This window comes from Nocardia sp. 852002-20019_SCH5090214 (genome assembly GCF_001665865.1).
GTDB classification, from domain to species: domain Bacteria; phylum Actinomycetota; class Actinomycetes; order Mycobacteriales; family Mycobacteriaceae; genus Nocardia; species Nocardia nova.
The window spans coordinates 88,296-110,024 of record NZ_LZMK01000037.1 but is presented as its reverse complement, the minus strand read 5'-3'; the positions used below and the strand labels follow the sequence as shown (position 1 = coordinate 110,024).

Genomic DNA, 21,729 nt, shown 5'->3' with positions numbered 1-21,729 from the left:
GATGCGCCGAGCGCCCGAGGCCCAGATCCAGCCGTCCCGGATACAGCGCGTCGATGGTGCCGAACGCCTCGACCACCGCCGCGGAGGTGTATTGACCGGCCTGCACGGCGGCCGAGCCGACGCGGATGCTGTCGGTGGCGGCCGCGATCAACGCGATGAGGGTGGTCGGCGCCGAGGAGGCCACCGCGACGAAATGATGTTCGGCGACCCAGAATCGGCGATACCCCCACGCCTCGGCGTGACGGGCCAGATCGATGGTGTTGCGCAGCGCCTGCCGCGGTGTGGATCCGGCGCTGACGGGGGAGAGATCCAGAATCGACAACGGCACGGTCATGACGCTCGCACTCCTTCGCTGCCGCGATGCGGATGGCACAGACCCAGATGTTCGCGCAGGGTCACACCGGTGTACTCGGTTCGGAAACTGCCCAGCTCCTGAAGTTCGGGAACGACCTTGTCGACGAATTCGTCGAGGCCGGCGGGCGTGAGATGCGGGACAAGCACGAATCCGTCGGCGGCGTCGGACTGCACGTACCGATCGATCTCCGCGGCGACCCGAGCGGGCGTGCCGACGAACTGCTGGCGCGCGGTCACCTCGATGATCAATTCGCGGATGCTCAGCTTCTCCGCGGCGGCCTTGGCGCGCCAGTCCTCGGCGATCGCGCGCGGATCCTTGGCGTGCCGGACGCGTCCGCGGGTGATGTTCGCGTTGTCGACCGAATCGATCTCGGGCAGCGGCCCGTCGGGGTCGTAGCCGGAAAGGTCACGGCCCCAGACCTGTTCGAGGAAGGCGATCGCGGTCTGCGGCCCCACCTGCTGCAGGCGGATCTCCCGGGCCCGCTCCTGCGCGTCGGCGTCGCTGTCACCGAGCACGAAAGTGGCGGCGGGAAGGATCTTCAGATCGTCGCGGCGGCGGCCGTACTTCGCGAGCCGGGTTTTGATGTCGGTGTAGAACCGGCGCCCGTCCTCGAGTTCGCCGTGGCGGCTGAAGATCGCATCGGCCTTCGCGGCGGCGAAGTCCCGGCCTTCCTCGGAATCACCGGCCTGAATCTGCACCGGATATCCCTGCGGGCTCGCCGGCAACCCGTAGACGCCTTCGATATCGAATTGCGTTCCGCGATAGGCGAATCGGGACGCCGGGCCGCCGAATACCCCGCGTTCGCGGTCGACGACCGGCGCCCCGCCGGCGCGACTGTCCCAGATCGCGCGGGTCGCGTCGACCACCTCCGCCGCGCGCACGTAGCGCTGCGAGTGGTCCAGATAGCCGCCGCGGCGGAAATTCTCGCCGGTGAACGCGTCGGAGGAGGTGACCGCGTTCCAGGCGGCCCGTCCGCCCGAGAGGTGGTCCAGGCTGCCGAATTGCCGTGCGAGTTCGTAGGGTTCGTTGAACGTGGTGTTGATCGTGCCGGCCAGGCCGAGGCGGGTCGTGACCCCGGCGAGCGCGTTGAGCACGGTGAAGGTGTCGGGACGACCGACCACGTCGAGGTCGAAGATGCGGCCGCGGTGTTCGCGCAGCCGCAGCCCCTCGGCGAGGAAGAAGAAGTCGAACAGGCCGCGCTCGGCGGTGCGCGCCAGGTGCACGAAGGAGTCGAACTCGATCTGGCTGCCCGATTCCGGCACGCTCCACACCGTGGTGTTGTTCACCCCGGGGAAGTGGGCGGCCAGGTGAATCTGCTTGCGTACCTGTTGTTTCGGCATCCTCATCCTCGGGCGAGTGCGTAGCGGTTGGCGGGGCGCGTCAGGCCGATGCGGCCGCGCAGGCTCCGTGCCGGACGGACGAGTGCGGCGCTGAACGCGGGTATCGCCAGTGGCCGCAACACCAGACCGTCGGCGGCGCATTCGCGCCGAGTCCGGTCGAGCAGCGCGCGCAGTCCGTCGGCGGTGCCGAGGTGGCGCACGGTCGCGGCCGGGGCCGCAGGCCCCCAGGCGTCGAGCTGGTCGAGCTCCGCGTGGGCCCGGTCCTTCGTCGCGGCGAGATGCACCTCGACGTCGAGCAGGATCCGCACCTCGTCGGGCGTCCGGCCGGCCGCGGCGACCGCGGAGCGCAGCCGCGAGCGCAGGGCGGCGGCCTCGTCGAGGCCGGCGGCGCTGATCCGGATCAGATCGGCACGGTTGACCGCGAGGCGGGTGCTCGCCGCCGACGCGGCGCGCACCGCGATCGGCGGCCGGCCCTGCGGCGGCCGGGGTGTGATCGAGGGGCCCTTGACGGAAAAGTTCTCGCCCTCGAAATCGATGTAGTGCAACCGGTCGCGGTCGATGAACCGGCCGGTCGCGAGATCGCGGATCTCGGCGTCGTCCTCCCAGCTGTCCCACAGCCGGGTCACCACCTCGATCGCCTCGTCGGCCTCCCGCCACAGCGAGGTGTCGTCCTGCGGCTGCTTGCGGCCGAACAGCGTCGTCTGCTCGGCCTCGGCCGAGACGGCGACCTCCCACCCCGCCCGGCCGTAGGTGGCGTAGTCGAGGGAGGCGATCGCCTTGGACACGTGGAACGGTTCGGTGTGGGTGACCGTGGCCTGCGGGATCAGGCCGATGGTCCGGGTCGCGGCGGCGGCACGGGCCGCGAGCGCGAGCGCGTCGAACGGCCCGTAACCGCCGGCGCCCACACCGAAGGAGTCCGGGAGGAAGACGAAGTCGAATCCGGCCCGGTCGGCGGTGGTGATCGCGTCGAGCCAGTAGCCGGGTGTGAACAGCTCTTCGGCGCGGGAGTCGGCCCGCCGCCACGACGCCGGGTGGGTACCCGTGCCGGACAATTCCACCCCGAGCAGGGGCGGCAACGACGACATGCGAAGGCGTCCTTTCGATCGACACCAGACAACACGGCCGCATCGCGGTAGGAGGGAAGCGGAGATGTCCCGCGATCGCCGGATGGGCAGAAGCTCAAACTAGGAGAAATCACCTGCGGCGTCAGCACTCTCGATCGCGCTGAATTCTATTCTTGCGGCGGCGGCATCGGCGCGGACTCGAAGCGGCCTTCCTGCGGGGGCCGCCGTTCCTACCGGCTTCCCGGATTCGGGTGCCGGGGGCTCCTAAGGTGGCGGCATGTCCGACCACGAGCGGAATACCGCGGCCGCGGTGCCGGTGGCCCCGAGCGGATGGCGCGGCCGTTGGCATCGCTTCCGGCACTCGCCGTATCTGCCGGCAACGGTGCTGGTGTTCATCCTGGCGATCGCGGCCGGACTGTTCGCCGGCTCCTACACCTATATCCTCGCCAATCCGACACCGCACCGGATCCCGGTCGCCGTCGTCGACGCGGGGACCGCGGTACCGGAGCCCGACCAGCGCTTCCTCGACACCATGGACCGAGAACTGAACGGCTCGCTGCATCCGCTGCACTACGACACCCCGGAGGCGGCGCGTGAGGCCGTCGAATCGCAGCGGGTGTTCGCCATCCTGGACGTGCGCACCGCCGCGCGGATCCCCGTCGATGTGTCGGGTGCGTCCGGTTCGTCGGTAGCCCAGGTGGTCACCACCGCGGCCGCCGAGGCGAGCCGCCGGACCGGGATACCGATCGTGGTGACCGATATCAACCCACTCCAGCCGGGCGATCCGCGCGGATTGGCGATCTTCTACATCACGCTGGCGGCGGTGATCATCGGCTTCGTCGGCGCCATCCAGCTCAGCGTGCACGCCGGGGCGTTGACCGCGGTGCAGCGGATCGGGTTCACCGTCGCCTACTCCCTGCTGGGCGGGTTCGCGATCGCCGCCCTGGTGGACTGGTGGCTGGGCGCGCTGACGCTGCCGTTCGTGCAGTCGTGGGGAATCCTGGCGTTCACGATGTTCACCTCGGGCATGATCTTCTCGATGTTCAGCGCGCTGTTCGGGCGCTGGGCGATGATCCCGACCTGGGGTGTGATGGTGCTGCTGGGCAACCCGTCCTCCGGGGGCGCGGTGTCGTGGCCGCTGCTGCCATCGGTACTCGGGGCGATCGGCCGCTGGCTACCACCGGGCGCGTCGGTGAACGCCCAGCACACCGCGGTGTACTTCTCCGGCCACCAGCACCTCTTCCCGTATCTGGTGCTCGCCGGGTGGGCGCTGGTCGCCTCAGCGGTTTTCTGGGTGTGGCGGGACCGGCAGACCGATGCGAACGACCCCGACGAGCCGGCCGGCCACGACGAATAGTTCCCGTCTCAGGCGGACCGTTCGATCGCGGGCCGGACGAACCCGCCCGGTACCGCGGCCAGCAACTCGCGCGTGTATTCGTGCCTCGGGTCGTCGAACAGCGTTGCGGTGTCGGCTGTTTCGACGATCGTGCCCTGCCGCATCACCGCGACGCGGTCGCTGATGCGACGCACCACGGCCAGATCGTGGGAGATGAACAGATAGCTCAGGTCCAGCTCGGACTGCAATCGCTCCAGCAACGCCAGAATCTGTGCCTGCACTCCGACATCGAGCGCCGACACCGGTTCGTCCAGCACCAGCACATCCGGCCGCAGTGCCAGCGCCCGCGCGATCGCGACGCGCTGCCGCTGCCCGCCCGACAGCCGCTCCGGGCGCCGGTCGGCGACTTCTCCGGGCAAGGCTACCTGCTCGAGCAGTTCGGCGACTCGGGCGCGGCGATCGCCGATCCCGAAGGCTTGCAACGGTTCTCCCACGATCTTCGCCACACTCAGGGTGGGATTCAGCGATGTGTAGGGATTTTGATACACCACCTGGACGCGCCGGCGAAATTCCCGCAGCGCGGCGCCGCGCAGACCGGCGACATCGCGCCCGTCGAAGCGGATGCTGCCCGCATCGGGCGCGGACAGCCGTGCGAGGATGCGAGCGGTGGTGGTCTTGCCGGAGCCGGATTCGCCGACCAGGGCGAGTGTCTCGCCGCGATCGAGATCCAGTGAGACGTCGTCGACCGCATCCGTGCGCACGCCCCGCGCGATCCGGTAACTCTTGCGCAAACCGGTCGCCACCAGCAAGGATCGTTCGGCACGCGGGCGCGCTCGGCGCACCGGTGACTCCGCGCTCGGCGCGGCGGCGAGCAGTTCGGCAGTGTATTCGTGCTGCGGATCGGTGAGAACGGCTGCGGTGGTTCCGGTTTCGACGATCCCGCCGTGCCGCATGACCACGATCCGATCGGCGCGGTCGGCGGCCACCGCCAGGTCGTGGGTGATGAGCAGGGCGGCCGTGCCGAGCTGCGTGGTGCGGTCGGCGAGGTGATCGAGGATGCGGCGCTGTACGGTGACGTCCAGGGCGCTGGTCGGTTCGTCGGCGATCACCAGCTCCGGTTCGCAGGCCAGTGCGATCGCGATCAGTACCCGCTGGCGCTGCCCTCCGGACAGATCCTGCGGATATTGCCTGGCCCGCACCTCCGGCCGGTCCAAGCCCGCCTCGGTGAGCAACCGCACCGCCTCCAGCCGTGCCGTGCGGCGATCGGCCCGCCGATGGATGCGCAACACCTCGGCCACCTGATCGCCGATGCGCTGCACCGGATTCAGCGACGTCCCGGGATCCTGCGGGACAAGTCCGATGCGCGCACCCCGCAGGCCGCGCAGGGTGCGGTCGGACGCGGTGTCGAGCCGGTGACCGTCGAAAACGATTCCGCCGCCGGAGACTTCCGCGGAATCGGGCAACAGGCCGATGACCGCATGGGCGAGTGTGGATTTGCCCGAACCGGATTCGCCGACCAGCGCGACGGTCTCTCCGCGAGCGATCTCCAGCGTCGCACCGGACACCGCCTCCACCGATGCGCCGCCGTAGCGGACGCGCAGGTCGTCGACCCGCAACAATGTATCGTCGCTCATCGGTCCTCCTGTATTTTCGCGGGACACCCGCACCCGGTCGGACCGATCAGAAGCCGCGCGAGTATGTCTCATCGGTCGTCCGTGCTCCCGATCGAGCGGCCGATGCGCTGGGCGGCGAGCACCACCGCGACGATCACCAGGCCGGGCAGGGTGGTCATCCACCAGGCGAGCACGAGGTAGTTGCGGCCTTCCGAGATCAGCGAACCCCATTCCGGGGTGGGTGGCGCGGCGCCGTAGCCGAGGAAACTGAGCGACGAGATCGCCAGCACCGCAACACCGAATTCGACCGCGGCCAGGGCGGCGACCGGCGCGTAGGCCGTCCGCAGGATGTGACGCAGCAGCACGGTGTGCCAGCGCACTCCGGACGCGAACGCCGCCTCCACGTAGGGCGCGCGGCGCACTCGCAGCACTTCCGCACGCATCACCCGCGCGAACCGGGCGATCAGCGCCACTCCCACCGCGATGGCCACGTTCCGGGTGCCCAGCCCGAGCACCGTGATGAGTACCAGCGCCGACAACAGTTCGGGAATCGCCAGCAGCACATCGACTCCGCGCATGACGAAGGCATCGACGGTGCCGCCGAGGGTGCCGGAGACGAGACCGATCGCCGACCCGACCACCAGCCCGAGCAACACGGCACAGACGGTCGCCGACAGCGTCAGCGCCGCCCCGTGCGCCACTCTGGTGTACAGATCGCGGCCGAGATTGTCGGTACCGAACCAGTGCTGCAGGCTCGGGCCACGGAATTTCTGCTCCGGCACGCCCGCGCGTGGATCGTCGCCGGCGAGAAGCGAGGGCGCGACCGCCCAGCCGAGAACCACGATCAGCACGAGGATCGACACCGCGAGTCCTGCGTTGGCACGCAGCCGTTTCGGCGCCAACGCGCGCCGCAGTTCCGCCGTCCGGACGGACGGGGGGTCGGCGATGAGCAGTGTGTCAGACATGAGCGCGCACCTTCTCGCGAGCGACGGCGACGCGGGGATCGAGCACCGGATAGATCAGATCCACCGCCAGGTTCACCACCACGAATGCCAGGGCGGCGATCAACACGATGCCCTGCACCACCGGAATGTCTTGATGCAGCACCGCGTTCTGGGTGAGCCGGCCCAGTCCGCCGCGGGAGAACACGGTTTCGACCACCACGGAACCTGCCAGTACCGTGCCGACCCACAGTCCGGCGACGGTGAGCGCCGGCCCGGCCGCGGCGCGCAGCACGTGCCGCCACTGCACCCACAGCCGCGAGGCGCCCTTGGCGAAGGCCACCTCGACGAACGGCTGCCGCCAGGTGGTGGCCAGACCGCTGTGGAGCACCTGCGCTATGACGGCGCCGACCGGCACGGCCAGGGTGATCGCGGGCAGGATCGTGCCGCTGAAACCCGTCCCGCCGAATGCGGGCACGAGACGAAGCCGGAACGAGAACAGTTGCAGCAGAAGCAGTCCCACCCAGAACGTGGGCATCGCCGCGCCGATCGGCGGGAGCGCGGTGAGCAGATTCCGCAACCACGGCCGCCGGGTGTAGGACGCGGCCACGGCCAGCGCGGCGCCGAAGACGATCGCCAGCAGCAGCGCGAGGCCGGCCAGCGCGAGAGTCGAGGGAATCGACTGCGCCAGGGCGCCGGTGACGGTTTGCCCGGTGTTCAGCGAGCGCCCGAGATCGCCCCGGACGGCATGGGTGAGCGCGGTCCAATATTGTTCCGGCACCGAGCGATCCAGGCCGTATCTGGCCCGCAGTTCCGCGATGGCGGCCGGATCGGGAGGCACGCCCGGATCCGCGTCGACGGCCATCTGCACCGGATCCGACGGCAGCAGGAACAGTACGGCGAAGGAGATGGTGAACGCCGCCCAGAGCACGCCGATCGCCTGCAGCACGCGCACGATCACATACCGGGTCATCGGATTCATCGCTTGCTCAACCAGGTGTCGTAGAACTGCAGACGGGCCGAGGCCTCGAACTTCAGATCGTGCACCGCGCCCGACACACCGATCGCCTGCGACAATTCGATGGTCGGCAACCACAGTCCGTTCTCGATCACCGATCGCTGTGCCTGCCCGATGATCCCCGCCCGCGCCGCCGGGTCGGTGGTCGAGAGCTGGTCGGCGAGCGCCTGGTCCAGCGCCGGAATCGGTCCGCGCTGGTTGAGGTTTCGCTGTCCGCGGCCGACGGTGGTGCGCAGGATGTCGCCGTCGGCGCGGGTGGTGTTGAAGTAGGTGGCGTCGAAGTCACCGGAGTTCTGCCGCGCGGTGTACTCGGCGACGGGCGTCAACTCCAGCCGGATGTCCACCCCGACCTTGCGTAGTTGCTGCTGCACCAGTTCCAAGGTCGCCTGATTCGCGGCGAACTGCGCACCGAACAGCACACCGAACGACAGTCGCCGCCCGTCCTTGACGCGGATTCCGTCGCCGCCGGGCACCCACCCGGCCTGGTCCAGAATGCGGCGCGCCTGGTCGGGGTCGAAGGTTATCGACTTCGAAAGATCGACGTACTCAGGCGTTTTCGAGGCCAGCGGGCCGGTGGCGGGCAGGAACTGCGGTCCCAGCACCGTATCCACCAGCTGCTTGCGGTCGATGGCGTGCAACAGGGCCTGGCGCACGGTGGAATCCGACAGCGGCGCACGGCTCACATTCGGCTGCAGTCCGAAGGGAACGCCCGGATTCGAGTCGAACTGCACCTTGGCGCCGGCGGCCTCGAGTTGCGCGACATCCTGTGGCAGTGCGTCACTGACGGCGTCGAGCTGATTCGACGACAGGCTGCCGGTCCGCACTCCTGCCTCGGGGACGACCGTGAATTCGATGCGATCCAGATACGCCTCGCCGGAGTGGGCGAACACCGCCGAACCCCACCGGTATCCGGGGCGCTTGACCAGTGTGGCGGAGGCGTCCTGGCGATAGCCGGCATAGACGAACGGACCGCTGCCGATGTTGTCACCGAGGCAGCGCTGCTCGGCCGGTTTCGCGGTGGTCGCGTCGGCGAGGATGCCCAGCTGCGGTGTCGAGGAGGCCTGCAGGAACTGCGCGTTGGGCGTGTCGAATCGCACCTCGGCGATGAGTGGATCGATCGCCGTGGTGCCCGCGTAGCCGGACAGATAGCTCGCGCCCAGCGGCGCTTTCGCCGCGGTGAGGGTGTGCACGACGGCGTCGAAGTTCTTCTGCACCGACGCGGCGGTCAGCGGTGTGCCGTCGCTGAACGTGACGTCGGGCCGCAGATGGAAGGTGAAGGTCTTCGCGTCCGGGCTCACCTGCCAGGAGGTCGCCAGCCACGGCTTGATTTCCCCGCTCGCGGGATCCTGGTCGGTGAGCGAATCCACGATCTGGCGTGCCACGTAGAGGGTTTGGTTGGTGCCGGCCTGGGCCGGATCCGAGCAGGTCGGCGCCTGCGACAGGCCGTAGCGCAGGGTTCCGCCCGACTGCGGCGGACCGGCGTCGCCGCCACCATCGGTGATGTTCGCGCAGGCGGCGATCGCCAGCGTCGCGGTGAGTGCGAGCGCCGGCGAGAGAATTCGTTTCATTCGGTGACTCCGGGTGGATCGATGCGGTAGGTGCCGGGTGGACGGCTGGAAGTGGTCGGCCGGTCCCGGCGGTAGCACCCACACCCGGTCGGCGGGTTGCTGCGATGTCGTGGAGCCGGGTCTCTCGATCGCTCTGGATGGGCGAAACGTCACGCTAGGGGAATTCCGATGCGGGGTCAGCACTCTGGATCGCGCTGAATCCAATCCTTGTCGCGACGACGGCCCGGCGGTGTGATTACCGGTGTCGCACGGACCCGGCGAGCCCACGCACCGCCACCTCCGGATCCCACACACCCGGACGCCCGAGGGTCAGCGGGTAGCAGGCAAGGCCGAGGACCATCGCACTGAAATGTCCTATGTCGGTGAAGGTTCGGTTCGCGAAGACCGGAATCGCGTAGAACACCACCACTCCGAGCAGGTACACGTACCGCCACGGCTTCGCGATCCGATACACCAGCACGGCGATCACACCCGCCAAGGCGTAGCTCACGCCGTAATCGAGGGTGTTCACCGCGGATTCGGGCGCGTAACCGTGATGAATAGCCCAATACAGCACGCCCTCGCTGATATAGGTCGCGCCGACGTGCGCGATCACCACCACCGCCAGCCAGCGCAGCGTTCCCAGCCAACGTTCGGCCTGGGCGTGGAAGAGGGTGTAGCTGACCGCGTAGCCGAACCAGCCACCGCCCGCGAGCCAGAACGCGCTGGAGATCAGCACGTGCACCGGATCCTCGCGCAGATGATGCAGATTGGTCGAGCGGTTGCCCAGCAGGATCTCGGCCTGATCGGGAGACAGGTGCCGGACCACGAGTGTGGACACCAGCAGGATGGCCAGCCAGATGTAGGTGCCGGGCGCATGCCGGATGTAGTCGCCGACCGCGCCCGCGGCGGTCCGCCACCGGAAGCGCTCTCGCCTGGGCATCGGTCACCTTCCTCGACGAATCGCGAAGATCGCTCCACTATGCGGCCGCACTGTCCGCGCGCAATCACCCGTAGCGGGTGAGCCCGCATCATCCGTCGCCGAATGCCACGAATGCGGCAAAACGCCTGGTCCGACCATGCCGGACGCGCGCCGGGCGGCGACGACACGTACTCTGCTGCTGCGGTGCGACACCGGATTGATGGTGTGGACTGGAGGGTGCTGTGTCCCGGGTGGGCGCTGTGCATGCGAGGGTGCGAGACAGAGGCGGTGAGGACGTGCGCAGGCGTCGATCTCTACTGGTGGTGTCGGCGGTGCTGACGGCGATCGTCGTGCTCGTCGGCGGATGTGGCGGCTCGCATGGCGGCACGTCGTCGGCGCCGGTGTCCAAGGGGCCCGATATCACCGCGCCCGCGACGATCGATGTGCCCGCGGCCGACCACGGACCGCTCAATCCGGCGACGCCCCTCGTGGTGAACTCCGCCGACGGCATGCTGACCAAGGTCACCGTCACCGATGGGGACGGTAAAGCGGTCGCCGGCGATTTCGGTGCCGACCATCGCAGTTGGACCTCGAAGGATCCGTTGAGCTACGGGACCACCTACCGCGTCGACGCCCAAGCGGTGAACCTCGCCCAGGTCGCCACGAACAAGACATTCACCGTGGCCACGATCGACGCCGGTCACAAGGCGTACGCGAATGTGGTGCCCGCGCCCGATCTGGTCGCCCAGACCGGGATCGGGGTCGGGCAGCCGATGGTGTTCCAGTTCACCGCGCCGGTGGCGAACAAGGCCGAGGTGCAGAAGCATCTGAAGGTCACCGTCACGCCGCCGCAGCCGGGCGCCTGGTACTGGGTCGACGACAAGGATGTGCACTACCGCGCCGCGCAGTACTGGCAGCCGGGCACCAAGATCCATATCGAAGCCGACGTCTTCGGTCTCGACCTCGGCGACGGGGTGTTCGGCGCCGAGAACAACAGCGCCGACTACACGGTGCACGACTCCTGGATCGCGCAGGCCGACGGCAACACCGAACAGCTGACGATCCTGCACAACGGCGCGCAGGTGAACCAGATGCCGATGAGTCTCGGCTCGCCCGGGTTCCCGTCGCACGAAGGGCCGCATGTCATTTCGGAGAAATCGCCGTCGATCATCATGGACTCCTGCAGTTACGGGGTCTGCGCCGGCCAGCCCGGGTACTACCGCGAGAAGGTGGACCTGGACGAAAGGATCTCCAACGACGGCGAATTCGTCCATTCGGCGCCCTGGTCGGTGGGGCAGCAGGGGGCCAGCAACGTGTCGCACGGCTGTGTGAACCTCTCACCCGACAACGCCCAGTGGTTCTTCGACCACTTCGGCGTCGGCGACGTCGTGGAGATCACCAACTCGGGCGGGCAGCCGCTGCCCGTATGGGACACCTACGGCGACTGGGAGGTCCCGTGGACCACGTGGCAGGCCGGTAACGCGAACAGCTGATCCGCCCCACCCGGCGGCTACCATCGGAGCATGTCGGCGAATATCCTGCGAATCGCTCCGGTCCTGGCCGTGCTGGCGGCAGGCGCCGCCTGCTCCTCCGGAAACGATTCCACCCCAACGGATTCCACACCCGCCACTCCCGTCGGCCACACCTACGTCTCCACCGGCGTCCAAGGCCCGCGAATCCCCGGCGACGGCCCGCTCCGCCTGACCTTCACCGCGGGTCACCTCAGTGCCACCGCCGGCTGCAACACCCTCATGGGCTCCGCCGACCTGACCGGCAACACCCTCCACACCGGCCCCCTCGCCGCAACTCGCATGGCGTGCGGAGGCGACCGCGCCGGAGCCGACGAATGGGCGATCTCACTCCTGCAAGCGAGCCCGACATGGAGTCTCGACGGCGCGACATTGACGTTGAAAACCGTCGACCGCACCGTGACTCTGCGCGAGTCCGAACCCGCGGGGTAGCTCCGCAGTCCGAGCAGCACGTCGTGGATGCCGGTTTCCACCCAGCCGGTCCGGCAGTCCGCCGAATCTCCCTCGAGCCGTAAGTCGAGTGCTATTCGCTTCCTGGCCCAGGCGTGACCGCCGCATGCTCGCCGCGATCACGCTCGGCGAACAGAGTCGCCATTGGTTGGCATGCACTTCTGGGACAACCCCAGATTGAATTACGCAGGCGAATGCCTGCATAATTTCTCCATGTTGGACACCACCGCGTTGAGCGACGCCTACCGCACGCTTCTGGAAGCCGCCGACGCCGTAGCCGATTCGACCCCGACGATCGTCCCCGCACCAGGCGAATGGAATGCCGACCGGATCCTCGGACACGTCTGCCTGATCACCGCCGCCACCATCGCTGCCGCGTCGGCCGTCGCCGCGGGCGAGCACACCACCTACGACAACCGCATTGCCCTCGACATCTGGACCATCGACCGTGTCGTAGAGCTTGCCGGCGGCAGCACCGGCCTGCGGGACCGCCTGCGCCGGCAAGCCGAGGTCCTCTGCGGCCTCTCCGGCCCGGCCCTCAGCGAAACCGAACTCGACACCGTGGTTCCCACTCGTCTGCTCTCCAACGACACCGTGCTGGTCGATCAGCCACTACCTCTGCGGGATCTGATCACCGGCCTGACCGACGTGGAGCTACCAGGCCACACCGAACAACTGCAGGCCCTGCTGCACGGTCGGCCCACCGAAGCCCCGGTCTGACCACGTTCGAGGCGCGCGGCAGGTAGTTAACGGCCGGGAACCTGCGGGTAGGGAGGCGGCGTGCGAGCATGATCGTTATGGCGATTGCTACGGGATCTGTTGCTCACGTCCGTCTCACGGTGTGCGATATCGGCCGGTCGCGGGCCTTCTATGAGCAGGTATTCGGCTGGCCTGTGGCGCTGGAGGTTCCGGCCGATGCGGATGAGGAGACGCGTGAGCGTCTCGGTTTTCTCTTCGGCGGGGTGATCTACCGGATGGAACACGGTTTGATCGGGCTGCGGCCGGTCGGTTCCGACCGTTTCGACGAGAATCGTGTCGGTCTCGACCATCTCGCTTTCACTGTCGCGTCGCTCGCCGAATTGGAAGCCGCCGCAGCGCATCTGGACGCTTGCGGGATAGCGCATGAGGACATCAAGGACATCGGTGTCAGTTACATACTCGAGTTTCGGGATCCGGACAACATCGCGCTGGAACTGGTCGCGCCCAAGTAGTCGCCGGGTGAGGGGACTGCGGCGTCGGTAGGGCGATATCCGGGCTCGGCGTTGCCGCCGAGCCCGGACGCTCGGCTTGCAGCGATCCGGCGTCGCACCCAGTCGCGGGTCCGTGTTCTCGACCTACCGGCGCAGGTTGCGGTCGAACAGGGCCAGGAGTTCGCGGTAGTGGCGTTCGGCGGCTTCGGCGTCGTAGGCGGAGGTGTCGGCCTGTGTGAACCCGTGGTGGGCTCCTTCGTAGACCTCGGTGCGGTGGCGGACGCCGGCGTCGGCGAGTGCCTTGTCGAAGGCACTGATGTGTTCGGGGGTCATGTGGTCGTCCTCGCCGGCGTGGGCGAAATACAGTTCGCCCGTGATGTTTCCGGCGCTGCGGTGCGGACTGTCGGCGGCGTCGGTGACGAGCGGTCCGCCGTGGAATCCGGCCACCGCCGCGATCCGGTCGGGGAACATGCCGGCGGTCAACACCGCCAGGCGGGCGCCCATGCAATAGCCGGTGACGCCGGCCTTACCCGCGGCGACCTTCGGCGAGGCCGCGAGCCAGTCGAGGTAGGCGGCGGCATCGGAGCGCCAGAACTCCGCTGTGAGGTCGCGGATCATCGGGAAGACCTGCTGGAAGATCTCGGGTCGCCGCACCGGGTCGATGTAGTCCGGCAGCTCGACCACCGGTGCACGCCCGTGACGGTAGTAGGCGTTGGGAAGCAGGACGGTATAGCTGTGGGCGGCGATCCGGTCGGCCAGCGCCCGCAGGCTGGGGCGTAGCCCGAAACCGTCCTGGACCACCAGCACTCCCGGATGGGCGGCGCCGTCGGCAGGGGAGGTGAGGTAGGCGTCGGCGACACCGTCGGGCGTCCGCACGTCTACCGAGATGCCGTGTGTTTCGGTCACGGTCATTGTCGAATCCTTCTGTCGTCGTTGAGGTTTGTGATCAACACGACGAAGGCGGAGCCCGCGCGATACCGCAGGAGTCGATATGCGAGCCCGTATCGGCTCGCAGGGCGCTCAGCAGAGCACCGGGTAACCCATCCGTGTGTGGCGTGAAGCCGTCCCGGTAGTCATCGCCTCACACCGTAGCTCACCGCGCCGCGCCGCCGTCAAATCCTCGACGCGCGGGAAGCGGCAGATCCCGGTAGGCGGAATACCGGTCCGTCCAGGACCCGGCGGTTGGTAGGACGAGACTCGCGATTCTCGGGACGGCACGACTGATAGGGACTTCGATGCGGGATCTGTTCGACACCACCGACATGACAGGACTGGCCGCGGCGATCGAGGCCGGCGACGTGTCGGCCGAGGAGGTGCTCGAATTCAGCCTGAGCCGGCTCGCGGAGCGCAATCCCGCGATCAACGCGGTGGTGAGCGAGCGCGGTGACGAGGCGCGTCGTGAGGTGGCCGCGGGGCTACCCGACGGTCCACTGCGCGGGATCCCGTTCGTGATCAAGGATCTGCACATGGACGTCGCGGGGCTGCCCACGACCAACGGTTCCCGGCTGTTCGCCGACGCTGTCGCCGCCGCGGATTCCGAACTGGTGCAACGGTATCGGCGCGCCGGCATGGTGATCATCGGCAAGACGAATTCACCGGAATTCGGGTTGAACGCGAGCACGGAACCGCTGCTGTTCGGGCCGACGCGCAATCCGCACCGCCTCGATCACTCCGCCGGGGGCTCCTCGGGCGGCTCGGCGGCGGCGGTGGCCGCCGGAATCGTGCCCGCGGGTCAGGCCAGTGACGGCGGCGGTTCCATCCGTATCCCGGCATCGTCGTGTGGGCTGGTGGGTCTCAAACCCAGCCGCGGCCGGGTGCCCGCGTATCCGGCACGGAATCTGCTGGCCGCGCCGATGAGCGTCAACCACGCCGTCACCCGCAGTGTGCGCGATACGGCGATGTTGCTCGATATCGGCGCCGGCGCCGTCCCCGGCGATCCGTACGTCATCGCCGCGCCGTCGATGCGCTACGTCGACGCCATGCGCATCGACCCGGGGCACCTGCGCATCGGGATCGCGACGACGCTGCCTTCGGGCGCCGCCATACATCCCGATTGTGTTGCGGCGACGCGAGATATCGCCGGCGTCCTCACCGATCTCGGCCACGACGTCGTGGACGAGGCGCCCGACTTTCCCTTCGAGGAAATCATGAGCGGGTTGCAGTATCTGATGGCAGTGCCGGTCGCGGTGGATGTGAAGGCGCGGCTGGCAGCGCTCGGCCGCGACGTGCGCGACGACGACCTCGAACCGATGACCCGGATGATGTACGACGCCGCGAATCAGGACAGCGCGGGCGATTACGTCCGCGCACTGCGCGACCTCGAGACGGCGGCCATCACGCTGGGCGGCTATTTCGCGGACCACGACCTGCTGCTCACGCCGACGCTGGGGACGGTCGTCGCGCCGCTCGGCCTGCTCGACACCACGGACCCGGCGTCGCTGTGGGAGCACGCGCTGTCGTTCAGCGGCATGACGAGCCCGTTCAATGTGACCGGGCAGCCGGCGATCTCGCTCCCGCTGGGCACCGACAGTGCCGGAATGCCGGTCGGCATTCAACTGGTCGCCGCCTTCGGCCGCGAAGATCTGCTGCTGCAGGTCGCGGCACAACTCGAGCAGGCACGCCCGTGGCGCACCGCCCCCGTCCGGCCGCCCGTCGGCTGACCGTCGGACGCCCCGAACGGTCGTTTCGCTCAGTGGGAGTGAAGGATTGGCAACCTACGGGACCGCCGGTACCGTGCGCACATGCCGGACATGTCTGTCTTTCGTGAGATCGCGGCGCGCGTGAACAACTGGGGACGCTGGGGCGCCGACGACGACATCGGCACCCTGAACTTCGTCACCGACGAAGTGGTCCGGGCCGCCGCGGCGACCGTGCGCACGGGACGGCGAGTGGGGCTGGCACTGCCGCTGCATCAGCGTGGCGTGCAGACCGGACTCGTGCCGGGACGAGTGAATCCGCTGCACACCATGGTGGCCCTGAACTGGGAGATGTTCGGGCCCAGCACGATTGCGACCAGCGACGATTCGATCACCATGGGGTTGCAGGCGGGCACGCACTGGGACGGCCTCGGACATGTCTCCTATGCCGGGCGTCTCTACAACGGCCGTCCCGCCGACTCGATCACCGCTCACCGCGGTGCCCGATTCAGCGGTATCGAGAAGGTGCCGCATCTGGTGTCGCGCGGGGTGCTGCTCGACGTCGCCCGCGCCCGCGGGGTCGACCGGCTGGCCGGCGATCACGCCGTTTCACCGGAGGATCTCGACGCCGCCGCGGCGATGGGGCAGGTGCGGGTGCGGGCCGGGGATGTGGTGCTGGTGCGCACCGGGCAGATGCGGCTCTATCTGGCGGGCGACCGCGAGGGCTACGGGACGCCGTCACCGGGGTTGTCGGTGCGCTGCCCGGAATGGTTCCATGCCCGCGACGTCGCCGCCGTCGCCACCGACACCCTCACCTTCGAGATCTGCCCGCCCGAAGCCGACGGCCCTTGGCTGGCGGTGCATGCCCTGCACCTGGTCGAGATGGGCATGCTGCAGGGCCAGAACTGGAATCTCGAGGACCTCTCCCGGGTGTGTGCCGAGGAAGGCCGCTACGACTTCCTGCTGTCGGCGATGCCGGAACCGTTCGTCGGTGCCACCGGCAGTCCGGTCGCCCCGGTCGCGATCTTCTGACCGCTGCGCAGCGCACCGGGGCGCGGTGGCTACGGTTGAGGATGCGACATCGGTGGCGGTAGGTGAGTGAGGTGATCATGACGAACCGCGCTGCGGAGTCGATCGTTCCGGGCAGTTTCGCGACCACGCCGGAGTCGTATACGGACCACGCGATCAGCGACATCGTTCGCATCTGGGCGCAGCGGATTCCGCACCGTGCCGCATTCGTCACTACCGGTGGGCCGACCGGTTGGAGCGAATACGACCGGTCGGCGGACGCGATCTGTGCGGCGTTGCGTTCTACTTCCGGCGGTCCCCGTTCGCGGGTCGCGCTGCTGCTCCCGGATACCGCGGCCGTTCACGCGGCGCTGTGCGGGTGCTACCGCGCGGGACGCATCGCCGCGGCCGTCGGGATGCGATCCGGCGTGCGCGAGATCGCGCACGTGATGCGCCGGACCGAGGCGTCGACGCTGGTCACCGTGCCCGAAATCCGGGGCAGATCCTGGCAGGCGCTGGTCCGCGAACTCGAGGCCGAGGGTGTGATGCCCGGCGACGTTCTCGTCGTCGACGAGCAGTCCGGAGCCGTCGCGCGCCACCGTTCCGGCACGACGTCGACGACCGAAACATATTCCGCCACAGCGTCTTTCACACCATCGCGGGTGACCATCCTCAACTCGACGTCGGGGACGACCGGGACACCGAAGATCGTCGCGCACACCGAGCGACGATGGACGGCCTTCGCGCGCGAGGCGATGCTGGGCGCTCGGATCGGATCGCGGGACATCGTCTGCTCGGTGGTCCCGGCGCCGTACGGATTCGGCCTGTGGTCGGCGCATTTCCTGCCCGCCCTGCTGGGCATACCGGTCGTCGTCGGCACGCGCTTCGACGCCGAGGAGACCGCGATGCTCATCGAGCGCGAGCGGGTCACCGTATTATGCTGCGTCAGTACGCAATTCAAGATGCTGTTGCGTTCCGGGGCGCTGGAACGCCATGACCTGTCCAGCCTGCGGGTGCTGTACACCGGCGGTGAGCCCGTTCCCTATCGCGATGCCCGCGCGTTCGAGGAACGGACCGGCGCGAAGGTCCTGCAGTTCTACGGCTCCAACGAGAGCGGCGCGGTGAGCCGGACCACCCTCGACGACGACATCGACACCAGACTGCGCACCTGCGGGCGGACTCTCGCCGCGATGAACGTGCGCGTGCTCGACGATGCCGGCACCGACGTGGTCGGTGCGGTCCGCCGCGGCCGGCCGGCGGTGCGCGGGCCACTGGTGTCGGCCGGGTACTGGGACGACCCGGCCGCCGACGCCGAGCTCTACACACCCGACGGGTGGACACTGCTCGGCGATATCGTCGAGATCGACGAGACCGGCCGGGTGCGGGTGGTCGGGCGGACATCGGATTTCGTCATCCGGGGCGGAAAGAACGTCTCGATCACCGAAATCGAGGAGCTGGTGCGCGAGCACGAGTCGGTCACCGATGTCGCTGTCGTCGGTGTTCCCGACGACGTCTACGGCGAACGCGTCTGCGCCGTGGTCGTGCTCGCCGACGGCGCGACCCTGGACGCGCCCGGGCTGTCGAACCGGCTCGCATCGCGCGGGGTGACCAAGGAATACACGCCCGAATATGTCGTGGTGGTGGACCGGCTCGACCTCGGCCCGGGCGGCAAGACCGACCGCGCGGCCGCACGCGACACCGCGATGCGCATGCTGGGGCTGCGGTGATCGCACTCGAACTTCCCGATCTGCCCGTCCGGGCAGTTCTCGATCATCTCGTCGCGACGTTGGCCGACCGCGAGACCGCCGTACTGGTCGCGCCGCCGGGCACCGGAAAGACCACGTTGGTGCCGTTGGCGCTGGCGGCGAACAACTCCGGCCGGGTGCTCGTAGCCGAGCCGCGGCGGCTGGCGGCACGGGCCGCGGCCGCGCGGATGGCTACGCTGCTCGGCGAGCAGGTGGGCGAAACCGTCGGCTACTCGGTCCGCGGGGATCGACGGGTCGGGCGGCGTACCCGCATCGAGGTCGTGACCTCCGGCTTGCTGGTGCGCCGCCTGCAGGACGATCCGGAGCTGGCGGGGGTCGACGTGGTTGTCCTCGACGAATGTCACGAGCGCCATCTGGACGCGGATCTGCTGCTGGCGCTGCTGCTGGACGCCCGGGCCGGATTGCGGCCGGACCTGCAGGTCCTCGCCACCTCGGCCACCGTTGCCGCCGAACGCCTTTCGACGCTGCTGGGCGAGGACGACGCGGCGCCGGTGGTGCGGGTCGAGGCGCAGACCTTTCCCGTGGCCACAACCTACGTCCCGCCCTTGCCCCGGGAGCGAATCGACGCACAGGTCGCACGCGCCACCCGCACCGCACTGGCCGAAATCGACGGCGACGTGCTGGTCTTCCTTCCCGGTGCGGCCGAAATCCGAAGAGTCGCCGCACTTCTGGACGGCCACGACGGCGTGGATATCGTTCCGCTGCACGGCAGATTATCCGCGGCGAGCCAGGACACGGCCTTGCGTCCCGGACCTCGGCGGCGCGTGGTGCTCGCCACGGCGGTGGCGGAGTCGAGCCTGACGGTGCCGGGCGTGCGTGCCGTGGTGGATTCGGGCCTTGCGCGCGTGCCACGCATCGATCGGGCGCGGGGGCTGTCCGGACTCGCCACGGTTCGCGTCTCGGCGGCCGTCGCCGACCAGCGTGCCGGGCGGGCCGGGCGCGAGGCGCCGGGCCGGGTGTGGCGATGCTGGCCGGAGCACGAGCACGCCACCTTGCCCGCCTATCCCGAGCCGGAGATCCGCACCGCCGACCTGACCCGGCTCGCACTGGAACTGGCCTGCTGGGGCACGGCGGACGGTCACGGTCTCAGCTGGTGGGATCCGCCGCCCGCCGGTGGGCTGACCGCCGGCCGGAATGTGCTGCACGCCTTGGGAGCCGTGGACTCCGGCGGTGCGGTGACCGACCGCGGGCGGCGCATGGCCCGCATCGGGCTGCATCCGCGGCTGGCCCGCGCGTTACTCGACGGAGCGGCCGAGGTGGGGGCGCGACCGGCCGCGGAAGTCGTCGCCGTCCTCGACGACGACACCCTCATCTCGGGTGCCGATCTCACCGCCGGCCTGCGCCGGCTCCGGCGGGAGCAGCCGGTGCGCTGGCGACGCGAGGCCGAGCGGCTGGCCCGAACGGTCGACGGGCCGGAGGGGGCCGACGATCCCGCTTATATTGTGGCGCTGGCATATCCGGAACGGTTGGCGCGCCGACGCGCCCCCGGCTCGGCGAGCTATCTCATGGCCGGCGGAACCGCGGTCGCGCTTGCGCCCGGCTCGGGAACCGGTGATCCGGAATGGCTGGCGGTCGGTGTCGCCACCCGCGACCCCGGCCGTTCCGAGGGTTACATCCGGCTGGCCGCGGTCGCGGACGAGCGCCTGGCCCGCCGCGCAGCCTCGGAACTGCTGACGACCACCGACCAGGTCGAGTGGGTCGACGGCGATGTGGTGGCGCGACGGGTCGAACGACTGGGTGCGATCACCTTGTCGGAGAAGCCCATTCGCGATCCGGATCCGGATTTGGTCGGCGCCGCCGTGCGCCGCGGGCTGACCTCGTCGGGGCTCGGCCTGCTGACCTGGCCCGCCGAGGCGACCGCCCTGCGTCAGCGCCTCGACTTCCTGCACCGAACCCTGGGCGACCCGTGGCCGGCGGTCGACGACAAAGCGCTGCTCGCCGCCGCCGACACCTGGCTCGGACCCGAACTCGCCGCCGCACGCCGCCGCGCCGATCTCGAACGCATCGATACCGCACAGGCCCTGCGCCGCTTGCTGCCCTGGCCGGCCGCGGCGCGCATCGACGAACTGGCACCGGAACGCGTGCAGGTTCCCTCCGGCAGCCGCGCCCGCATCGACTATTCCGCCGATCCGCCGGTGCTCGCGATCAAGGTCCAGGAGGTCTTCGGCTGGACCGACGCACCGCGCCTCGCCGACGGCCGCGTCCCGATCGTGCTGCATCTGCTCTCACCCGCTCAGCGCCCGGTCGCGGTCACCACGGATCTCGCCTCGTTCTGGCGCACCGGCTGGCCTCGCGTGCGCGCGGACCTGCGCGGCCGCTATCCCAAACACGCCTGGCCGGAAGACCCCACCACCGTGCCCGCCCACCGCGGCACGGCCCGCAACGCCGGCCGCGGCTAGGCCGGACCCGCGTTCTCGGCGCTGGAAACGTCCGGAACGCGAACCGCGACGTCCTCGATGAAGTCGACCACCAGTTCCCGACGGGAGAACAACCAGCTCTCGCCGATGCGGGCGAAGGTGTCCTGATAGCGGATGGCGACCCGCCGGTCCCGGTAGCCGTCCGCGCGCCGCGAGATGTGGTGTGCCGTGCAGTAGACCTCACCGTGCACGCGATCGCGCGAAACCGGCTCGAGCACATGCTGTTCCACGACATGGCGGGTGAGCACGAACCGTGACACCGCGTCCACCACCGAGGCAACCACGCGCTGCCTTCCCATCACCTCCACGGCTTGCTCCGTCCCGTTCAGCACGGGTGGTAATACGAGGACCGCATCCGGAGTGAACAGCGCTGTGAGCGCCGCACTGTCCCGTCGGTCGGCGGCGCGCGCATATCTCGCCGCGAGTGTGGTGATGGCAAGTCGGTCCGCGGGTTCCACGGTCCCATCCTCGCCGCTCGGCCCTACGCCGGAACAGAGCTTTCCAGTGGGTGGGACCTCGCCGGACATCCGACCGGTCGACAACGCTAACGTGCGATTGACGTATCGCGACAACCGCGAACGGCAGAGGAGAAACCAC

At 69.1% G+C, this 21,729-nt stretch carries 19 protein-coding genes; 9 read left to right on the top strand and 10 right to left on the bottom strand.

Annotated features, from left to right (window positions below; all coding sequences use genetic code 11):
• The 3 genes from A5780_RS04645 to A5780_RS04635 form a co-directional block, all read right to left on the bottom strand.
• A partial coding sequence (locus tag A5780_RS04645) for an LLM class flavin-dependent oxidoreductase (RefSeq protein ID WP_156769361.1) occupies nucleotides 1-334 on the bottom strand: 334 nt, incomplete at its 3' end.
• Nucleotides 331-1,695 carry an NtaA/DmoA family FMN-dependent monooxygenase gene (locus A5780_RS04640; protein ID WP_064907795.1) on the bottom strand — a complete coding sequence of 455 codons (1,365 nt, stop codon included), beginning with the start codon at nucleotides 1,693-1,695 and terminating at the stop codon, nucleotides 331-333. The genes A5780_RS04645 and A5780_RS04640, both read right to left, overlap by 4 nt.
• Nucleotides 1,696-1,697: 2 nt before the next feature.
• Nucleotides 1,698-2,780, bottom strand: coding sequence for an LLM class flavin-dependent oxidoreductase (locus A5780_RS04635; protein WP_104363859.1), 1,083 nt, complete (start codon nucleotides 2,778-2,780; stop codon nucleotides 1,698-1,700).
• 256 nt (nucleotides 2,781-3,036) lie between these two features.
• On the opposite strand from A5780_RS04635, the gene A5780_RS04630 reads away from it, so the two are divergent.
• On the top strand, nucleotides 3,037-4,116 hold the full coding sequence (locus A5780_RS04630) for a hypothetical protein (protein WP_064907794.1): 1,080 nt from the start codon (nucleotides 3,037-3,039) through the stop codon (nucleotides 4,114-4,116).
• A gap of 8 nt (nucleotides 4,117-4,124) precedes the next feature.
• Here A5780_RS04630 and A5780_RS04625 read toward each other — a convergent pair whose 3' ends face one another.
• The 5 genes from A5780_RS04625 to A5780_RS04605 all read right to left on the bottom strand — a co-directional run bounded on the left by A5780_RS04625 (nucleotide 4,125) and on the right by A5780_RS04605 (nucleotide 10,157).
• Complete coding sequence (locus tag A5780_RS04625; RefSeq protein ID WP_064907793.1) at nucleotides 4,125-5,729, bottom strand: ABC transporter ATP-binding protein; 1,605 nt, start codon at nucleotides 5,727-5,729, stop codon at nucleotides 4,125-4,127.
• Nucleotides 5,730-5,797: 68 nt separating this feature from the next.
• Nucleotides 5,798-6,673 carry an ABC transporter permease gene (locus A5780_RS04620; protein WP_082976282.1) on the bottom strand — a complete coding sequence of 292 codons (876 nt, stop codon included), beginning with the start codon at nucleotides 6,671-6,673 and terminating at the stop codon, nucleotides 5,798-5,800.
• Nucleotides 6,666-7,622: an ABC transporter permease gene (locus tag A5780_RS04615; RefSeq protein WP_063017770.1), complete on the bottom strand. Its 957-nt coding sequence runs from the start codon at nucleotides 7,620-7,622 to the stop codon at nucleotides 6,666-6,668. Before A5780_RS04615 ends, A5780_RS04620 begins: the two co-directional genes overlap by 8 nt.
• 5 nt (nucleotides 7,623-7,627) lie before the next feature.
• Nucleotides 7,628-9,235: an ABC transporter substrate-binding protein gene (locus tag A5780_RS04610; protein ID WP_064907792.1), complete on the bottom strand. Its 1,608-nt coding sequence runs from the start codon at nucleotides 9,233-9,235 to the stop codon at nucleotides 7,628-7,630.
• Nucleotides 9,236-9,470: 235 nt separating this feature from the next.
• A complete protein-coding gene (locus A5780_RS04605; RefSeq protein ID WP_030514341.1) occupies nucleotides 9,471-10,157 on the bottom strand; it encodes a rhomboid-like protein in 687 nt (228 codons plus the stop codon).
• 275 nt (nucleotides 10,158-10,432) lie between these two features.
• Between A5780_RS04605 and A5780_RS04600 the strand changes: the two genes are divergently transcribed.
• The 4 genes from A5780_RS04600 to A5780_RS04585 all read left to right on the top strand — a co-directional run bounded on the left by A5780_RS04600 (nucleotide 10,433) and on the right by A5780_RS04585 (nucleotide 13,326).
• The gene (locus A5780_RS04600; protein ID WP_063017725.1) at nucleotides 10,433-11,629 is read left to right on the top strand and encodes an Ig-like domain-containing protein; all 1,197 of its coding nucleotides are present in this window, start codon (nucleotides 10,433-10,435) and stop codon (nucleotides 11,627-11,629) included.
• A 30-nt stretch (nucleotides 11,630-11,659) separates the two neighbouring features.
• Nucleotides 11,660-12,097 (top strand): META domain-containing protein, encoded by a 438-nt coding sequence (locus A5780_RS04595; protein WP_064907791.1) that lies wholly within the window; start codon nucleotides 11,660-11,662, stop codon nucleotides 12,095-12,097.
• 231 nt (nucleotides 12,098-12,328) lie between these two features.
• A complete protein-coding gene (locus A5780_RS04590) occupies nucleotides 12,329-12,835 on the top strand; it encodes a hypothetical protein (RefSeq protein WP_104363858.1) in 507 nt (168 codons plus the stop codon).
• A gap of 77 nt (nucleotides 12,836-12,912) precedes the next feature.
• Entirely contained in the window at nucleotides 12,913-13,326 is a 414-nt protein-coding gene (locus A5780_RS04585) for a VOC family protein (RefSeq protein WP_063017731.1), read from the top strand.
• A gap of 123 nt (nucleotides 13,327-13,449) precedes the next feature.
• On the opposite strand, the gene A5780_RS04580 is transcribed toward A5780_RS04585, so the two are convergent.
• Nucleotides 13,450-14,217 carry a dienelactone hydrolase family protein gene (locus A5780_RS04580; RefSeq protein ID WP_181068526.1) on the bottom strand — a complete coding sequence of 256 codons (768 nt, stop codon included), beginning with the start codon at nucleotides 14,215-14,217 and terminating at the stop codon, nucleotides 13,450-13,452.
• Nucleotides 14,218-14,540: 323 nt separating this feature from the next.
• Between A5780_RS04580 and A5780_RS04575 the strand changes: the two genes are divergently transcribed.
• The 4 genes from A5780_RS04575 to hrpB all read left to right on the top strand — a co-directional run bounded on the left by A5780_RS04575 (nucleotide 14,541) and on the right by hrpB (nucleotide 21,114).
• Nucleotides 14,541-15,965 carry an amidase gene (locus tag A5780_RS04575; RefSeq protein ID WP_064907789.1) on the top strand — a complete coding sequence of 475 codons (1,425 nt, stop codon included), beginning with the start codon at nucleotides 14,541-14,543 and terminating at the stop codon, nucleotides 15,963-15,965.
• 81 nt (nucleotides 15,966-16,046) lie between these two features.
• On the top strand, nucleotides 16,047-16,973 hold the full coding sequence (locus tag A5780_RS04570) for a cyclase family protein (RefSeq protein ID WP_064907788.1): 927 nt from the start codon (nucleotides 16,047-16,049) through the stop codon (nucleotides 16,971-16,973).
• 77 nt (nucleotides 16,974-17,050) lie between these two features.
• Complete coding sequence (locus A5780_RS04565) at nucleotides 17,051-18,676, top strand: class I adenylate-forming enzyme family protein (RefSeq protein ID WP_064907805.1); 1,626 nt, start codon at nucleotides 17,051-17,053, stop codon at nucleotides 18,674-18,676.
• Entirely contained in the window at nucleotides 18,673-21,114 is a 2,442-nt protein-coding gene (gene hrpB, locus A5780_RS04560; RefSeq protein WP_156769360.1) for an ATP-dependent helicase HrpB, read from the top strand. Before A5780_RS04565 ends, hrpB begins: the two co-directional genes overlap by 4 nt.
• Here hrpB and A5780_RS04555 read toward each other — a convergent pair.
• Entirely contained in the window at nucleotides 21,111-21,590 is a 480-nt protein-coding gene (locus tag A5780_RS04555; RefSeq protein WP_064903540.1) for a nuclear transport factor 2 family protein, read from the bottom strand. The genes hrpB and A5780_RS04555 overlap by 4 nt on opposite strands.
• Between the last annotated feature and the right edge of the window lie 139 nt (nucleotides 21,591-21,729).